The 6,595-nt window shown below is 43.0% G+C and carries 4 protein-coding genes and 1 pseudogene; 3 read left to right on the top strand and 2 right to left on the bottom strand.

Annotated elements, in window-relative coordinates:
• Positions 1–258 precede the first annotated feature (258 nt).
• Together B4K26_RS10245 and pdxA are read right to left on the bottom strand one after the other, a co-directional pair.
• Positions 259–1,006, bottom strand: a pseudogene (locus B4K26_RS10245) (IS5 family transposase).
• Positions 1,007–1,174: 168 nt separating this feature from the next.
• On the bottom strand, positions 1,175–2,281 hold the full coding sequence (gene pdxA, locus B4K26_RS10240; RefSeq protein ID WP_296245333.1) for a 4-hydroxythreonine-4-phosphate dehydrogenase PdxA: 1,107 nt from the start codon (positions 2,279–2,281) through the stop codon (positions 1,175–1,177).
• A gap of 384 nt (positions 2,282–2,665) precedes the next feature.
• Here pdxA and dnaB point away from each other — a divergent pair, with 384 nt between their 5' ends.
• The 3 genes from dnaB (at position 2,666) to argF (ending at position 6,501) form a co-directional block, all read left to right on the top strand.
• Complete coding sequence (gene dnaB, locus B4K26_RS10235) at positions 2,666–4,069, top strand: replicative DNA helicase (RefSeq protein ID WP_296245332.1); 1,404 nt, start codon at positions 2,666–2,668, stop codon at positions 4,067–4,069.
• A gap of 187 nt (positions 4,070–4,256) precedes the next feature.
• Positions 4,257–5,378, top strand: coding sequence for an alanine racemase (alr, locus tag B4K26_RS10230; RefSeq protein WP_296245331.1), 1,122 nt, complete (start codon positions 4,257–4,259; stop codon positions 5,376–5,378).
• Between the two features lie 199 nt (positions 5,379–5,577).
• Positions 5,578–6,501: an ornithine carbamoyltransferase gene (gene argF, locus B4K26_RS10225; RefSeq protein WP_296245330.1), complete on the top strand. Its 924-nt coding sequence runs from the start codon at positions 5,578–5,580 to the stop codon at positions 6,499–6,501.
• The last annotated feature ends 94 nt before the right edge of the window (positions 6,502–6,595 follow it).

Raw genomic sequence — 6,595 nt, 5'->3', positions numbered from 1 at the left:
TTTATTTTGAACTGACTATAGTTGTGTTCATCCTCCTGAAGTAAAATTTCTCTTAATTTTAAAAAATAGTAATTTAGCTCAGTTAATTTATCTATATTATTCATTTTATTTGCCTATCGAATTTTCTAAAATAACGTTAGCTATACAATTTTTTATAGGGTATACCCCAGCAGAACCAGCTATTTCACCCTTCAAACCTATTAACAGACCACTTAAAACAGACTGCTATAATGGAACTACTTATATTAGGGCGTGTCATCAATTAAGCCAAACGACACAAGAAACTAAGTGAATGGCACCAAGGAAATGACTGGCTAACTTATCATAGCGAGTGGCAATCGCACGATACTGCTTAATCTTGGCAAAGAAGTTCTCAATTAGGTGCCTAGCCTTATAAAGTTCTTTATCGAAGTCTCTTGGCTGCAGCCGATGACACTTGGACGGTATGACTGCATGACCTTGTACCGCTTTAATCGGTTCAATAACGCGGGCATCAGCATCGTAAGCTCTATCAGCAATCCAAGTTTGGCTAACACTGACATCAAGTAATTCATCTGAGCCACACAAGTCATGAGCTGCACCACCTGTTAGATAAAAGCCAGTAGGATTACCTAGCGCATCTGTCCGAGTATGTATTTTAGTGGTCAGTCCACCTTTACTGCGTCCAATGGCTTGATCCCTTTTTTTCCAGCACTGTGCTGATGGGCCTTAACAATCGTGGCATCTAGCATGGCATATTCATCATCGGACTGTTTAGAGAGTTGATTAAACACCTGCTCCCATACGCCTTTTTTTGACCAACGACTAAAATGGGTATGAATCACTCTGAAGTCGCCAAAGCGTTCCGGTAAGTCACGCCAAGGTATGCCATCTTATAGCGGTAGAGAACTGCTTCTACGAATAAGCGGTTATTTTTTGTGGTAACACCAACGTCACTTGGTTGACCTGGTAGGAGATCTTTAATTCTCTCCCATTGGTCATCACGTAGGGCATGTCGTCTTGTCATAATAGTTGAGCTCAGTTTGCTATATATAGTATCAGTATAGCTTATTCTGAAATATCCCTGCTAATTGATGACACACCCTAGATCGTGTCTAATCATTCATCAATAGCCATCATTCACACTAAAGTTACCCAATCAATACTGCGTGACAAATGCCGCTAAGGCACCGACTTATACAACAGATTGATTGATGAGTGATTTATCTGCCATCTCATTTGCCATGGTTAATGCTTGATACAAGCTAGTGGCACTTGCTCCGCCTCGCCCTGCCAAATCAAGCGCAGTGCCGTGATCAACAGACGTACGAATATACGGTAACCCTAAGGTTAGATTGACGGTATCACCAAAACCATGCGACTTAAGCACGGGTAAACCTTGGTCATGATACATAGCGATCACCGCATCACAGTTGGCCAAATGTCTGGGCGTAAATAAGGTATCGGCTGGCATTGCCTCTGATATATCGACGCCTGCAGCGATAAACTCTTGTAGCACTGGATTGATAATTTCAATCTCTTCCATACCCAAATGCCCACCCTCGCCTGCATGTGGATTGAGACCGCAAACCAAAATACGCGGCTGAGTCAAGCCAAATTTCTCGCGCATATCATCGATAACAATCTGTACCGTTTGCCGCACATTCTCAGCGGTAATGGCGGCAGGTACATCTTTTAACGCCAGATGCGTGGTAACAAGCGCTACTCTCATGGCTTGATTAGCGAGCATCATCACGACTTTTTCACAGCCACTTTGCTGCATAAAAAACTCAGTATGACCGCTAAACATCGTACCATCGAGTAATTTAATATCAGCATCTATCAACGCAGATTTTTGCAGGGGGCCAGTAACAATAGCAGCGACTGTTTTGTTTGCCGCTAACTGATGCGCTATCTCTAATTGCTTGGCGACCATTAGGGCATTATTAATATCGATATGACCTGCGACTATAGGTGCACCGCAAGGAATATCAAGTAAAATAAACGTAAAGTTATTATCATTATTGGAAGCAGAAGTCTGCTGTGAAATTTGCTCTACAAAATCATCAGCATTCACTTGTGGCGCGATGGTTTGCCAAGATGGACAAGTGGTTAACACGCCCGCTGCGACTAATTTATCAGCTCGCGCTTGCATGGCTTCAGCCTCAGCAGTCACCCAGATTGGACGCTTAAAGTTTTGTAGTTTACCTTCTGCTGCTAATTGCAGTACGACATCCATTCCAATACCTGCAGGTTCACCGGTTGTGATTAACAATGGTAATTTTTTTTGTACATCTTGCATAGTAATAAGACCTTAGTATTATATTAAGCGTTTAATTTTATTATATTTTTTGGTAAAAAAATAAGTATAAATAGCCGCATTCTATAAATGATTTCTCTAGCTTTTACAACCCTAATCTGGAATAGATAATTATTTATAGCGACCGAAAAAACCACATAATGTGTTAAACTTTCGCTTTTGATTTTAGCATTTATAAGCAGATATTAAGTCTATGTTTTGGTACTGATATCGTAGGAGTGCGATAGGTTTGTTTATAGTGAGATTCTCAGATAGTCTGATTATCGACAAACTCTTGAGGCTCTTATAACAAGATTTTCTATTAAATACTTTATACCAACTCTCGAAACTGACTTTTAAAACCGACTTTTGATACATTGGGCACTCATGGCAGACAACGAAAAAACCGACGACTTACTCAATCAGACACCGCCGCACAATATCGATATTGAAAAGGCACTTTTGGCGTCTTTGATGAGTATTGAAGAGGCATATGACAAGATTGCAGATATTGTCACCAAAGATGACTTTTATGCAGGTCGGCATCAACATATTTTTGCTGCCATTGCCCATCTCGCTGCAGTCAACGAGCCTTACGATACGGTCATGGTGCATGACTGGCTGGAGGCACAAAAATTGCTTAAAAGTGCCGGTGGCGACAGCTATTTGGCAGATATTCTAAGTCAAAGCCCTGCTACCTTGTTTAACCTCACCGCCTATGCGCAGCGCGTGCGTGAGCTATCGACCTTACGCCAGCTCATTACTACTGGTAATGATATGCTGACACTCGCCTATAATCCCAAAGACCAAACGGTCAGCGACATATTGGACAACGTTGAAGCCAAGATATTTAGTATTAATGAGCAGCACAATAAACGCGCAGAGCAGCGTGGACCAGTTGGTATTACCTCGGTATTGACCAATGTCATTGATAAGATTCAAGAGCTAAAATCAAATCCTGACGGTATGATAGGTTTACAAACGCCATTTGTTGAGCTAAACAACAAAACCCAAGGCTTACAAGCCGGCGATTTAATCATTGTAGCGGCGCGTCCATCGATGGGTAAAACCACCTTTGCTATGAACTTGGCGGAAGGCGTTTTGTTTAATGAAGATTTGCCAGTGGTGGTATTTTCGATGGAAATGCCAGCCGAGTCCATCGTCATGCGTTTGCTGTCATCGTGGGGCGCGATTAATCAGACGCACCTGCGGTCTGGGCAAATGAATGAAGATGAATGGGCAAAAATGATGAACGCCATTCAGCATTTGCAATCTAAGCACCTATATATTGATGATAGTACGGCTCTACCACCATCAGAGCTACGTTCGCGCTGTCGCCGAATCGCTAAAAATCATGATGGTAAAATTGGCGCTATCATCGTCGATTATCTTCAATTGATGAAAGTACCAAGCCTTGATGGTAACCGTGTTGGAGAAATCTCTGAAATTTCACGAAGCTTAAAAGCGTTGGCTCGTGAGCTTGAATGTCCCGTCATTGCTTTATCACAGCTTAACCGTAGTCTAGAAAACCGTCCTAATAAGCGCCCTATTATGTCGGATTTGCGTGAGTCTGGTGCGATTGAGCAGGATGCCGATTTGATTATGTTTATTTATCGTGATGAGGTTTATAATGAAAACTCAGACCACAAAGGCGTGGCTGAAATCATCATTGGTAAACAGCGTAACGGCCCTATCGGTACCATCCGCTTAGGTTTTGAAGGGCAATTTACCCGCTTTATTAACCTGACGCCAGAATACTATCAAAACGTCAGCTTTGAGAATGACGAGTAATCGGCTGAGTAAACGATATACATAACAAGCTTTAACCTTAAAGCAATTATGAAAAAACTAGCCAGTGTGTCATCAGCCCAATTGATGACATACTGGCTTTATTGCTTTACCACATTATTAATAACATCATTTGTTTAATAAAATCGTTTTACTAATCAAAATAACTTTGCTAATAAAGAAGGCAATTATGCGTACCATTACAGTTACACCAGCCTCCATTACTCATAATTTGGGTCAAGTTAAAAAGCTGGCACCAAAATCCAAAGTTCTGGCTATGGTCAAAGCCAATGCTTATGGTCATGGCGTCGCAGCCGTCTTGCCTGCGTTGCAAACAGGTGAACAACAGGCAGACGGTATCGGTGTTGCAACCTTGATAGAAGCATTGGAAGCGCGGCAATTGGGCTGGGACAAAACCATTGGTCTCATCGAAGGCGCGTTTACTAAAGATGAATGGCAGCTCGCGACCCAGCATGATATCAGCTGTGTGATTCATCATGAGCCACAGTTAATGTGGGCACTAGAAAATACTCCGCCTGCTACTAGCGCCACTCGAGTGGTTTGGCTGAAATACAATACGGGTATGAACCGTTTAGGCTTTAATGACCAAACGCTTATCCCAGCCGCCAAACGTCTACATGAGGCCGGTTATCAGCTTATTTTGACCACTCACTTTGCCAATGCCGACGACCGCGCTCATCCTTTAAATACTCTACAAATCCAGCGCTTTAACGATATGCTACAGACTTTACGAGAAACGGTGAGCAGCGATATAAAAGGCTCATTATGTAACTCAGCAGGTATCGTCAATTTCCCCGAGCATCATCACGATTGGGTACGTCCGGGCATCATGCTCTACGGTAGTACGCCAGTCATTGATAAAAGTTCGCAGCAGTTAGACTTGCAGCCAGCGATGGAATTTAGCGCGCAGATTATTGCGCTGCAAACGGTCAATGCTGGTGATGGCATTGGTTATGGCAGCCGCTGGATCGCGGCGCAAAATACCAAGACGGCATTGGTCAGTATCGGTTATGGCGATGGTTATCCACGGGTGGTTGATGATAAGGCTTACGTTTCAGTCATTGATGCCAAAAATCATCAACACTATCCATGCCCAGTAATCGGACGGGTGGCGATGGATATGATTGTTATTGATATCAGCGCTGTTCCAGAAATTTTGATCCTAAACAGCAAAGTGATATTGTGGGGTGATACGCCACATGTCGATGAAGTTGCCATCCATGCTGAGACTATTAGTTATGAGCTGCTATGCCGCTTAAGCGCTCGACCAAATCGGAAAATAGCAAAATAATCATTGATGGCTATGAATGAAATGACGGTTTACGAGCTAGATGGAGCACTGATGAATCATAGCAAATTGAACATTTACATTAAGCCTAATTGCGCTATACTAAAAGTTTGTTGTCAATCGAGTATACGCACTAACGCAATATAATTACTGACTGACAACGTATCATTTTCATCGATTGTGATCGACTGCTAGGATTACTATGAGTTTGCGCCATTTTTTGACCCTATCTGATTTAACCAAACAAGAACTAGAAAACCTCATCAAACGCGCTTGCGAATTGCGCAAAATGCAACACGCTGGCGAGATTTATCAGCCCTTTGTTGGTCGAACGCTTGGCATGATTTTTGAGAAATCTTCCACCCGAACGCGTATCTCATTTGAGACTGGCATGGGTCAGTTTGGCGGTAGTGCTATCTTTTTATCGCCAAATGATACCCAGCTTGGGCGCGGTGAGCCGCTAGAAGATTCCGCGCGCGTTATCTCAAGCATGGTCGATATCATTATGATTCGTACCTTTGGCCATGAAAAAGTTGAAACCTTTGCAGAATACTCTAGCGTGCCTATTATTAACGCCCTGACCGATGAATTCCATCCATGCCAGCTGCTTGCTGATATGCAGACCTACTATGAGCATCGCGGCAGTATTGAAAACAAAATCGTCACTTGGGTTGGCGATGGCAACAATATGTGCGCGTCCTATATGCAAGCGGCCAATCAGTTTGGTTTTGAGCTGCGTGTTGCTGCCCCTTATGGCTTTGAGCCTGACCCTGAGCTCATGAAGCGCTTCTCACATTGCGTGAGCTTGGTCGAAGATGTCCAAGATGCGGCAAAAGATTCAAACCTCATTGTCACTGATGTTTGGGCAAGTATGGGACAAGAGTCTGAACAAAACACTCGCGCACGCCGTTTTGCACCCTATCAAGTCACGCCATCACTGCTTGATAAAGCCGACCCCGAAGTGGTATTTATGCACTGCTTACCTGCGCATCGCGGCGAAGAAATCTCTCACGATATGCTCGATGATCCACGCTCAGTGGTTTGGGACGAAGCTGAAAACCGCTTACATGCGCAAAAAGCCTTGATGGAGTTTTTATTAAAAGACAAAATTAAGCTACCTGCCTAAAAATAGGTTGTTAAAAACATATCGTGATATTTTGCTAAACCAGCAAGCATCACATGAACAGATACAAAAAAGCAGCGCATATTTTAATGCGCTG

Source organism: Psychrobacter sp. UBA6766, assembly GCF_002453355.1.
GTDB lineage: Bacteria > Pseudomonadota > Gammaproteobacteria > Pseudomonadales > Moraxellaceae > Psychrobacter.
Note: the sequence above shows the minus strand (reverse complement) of the source record. Positions and strands in the feature narration are given on the sequence as shown.

Excerpts from the sequence above, each read along its gene's own strand:
- pdxA (WP_296245333.1), bottom strand. The coding sequence starts at position 2,281 with ATGCAAGATGTACAAAAAAAATTACCATTGTTAATCACAACCGGTGAA.
- dnaB (WP_296245332.1), top strand. The coding sequence starts at position 2,666 with ATGGCAGACAACGAAAAAACCGACGACTTACTCAATCAGACACCGCCG.
- alr (WP_296245331.1), top strand. The coding sequence starts at position 4,257 with ATGCGTACCATTACAGTTACACCAGCCTCCATTACTCATAATTTGGGT.
- argF (WP_296245330.1), top strand. The coding sequence starts at position 5,578 with ATGAGTTTGCGCCATTTTTTGACCCTATCTGATTTAACCAAACAAGAA.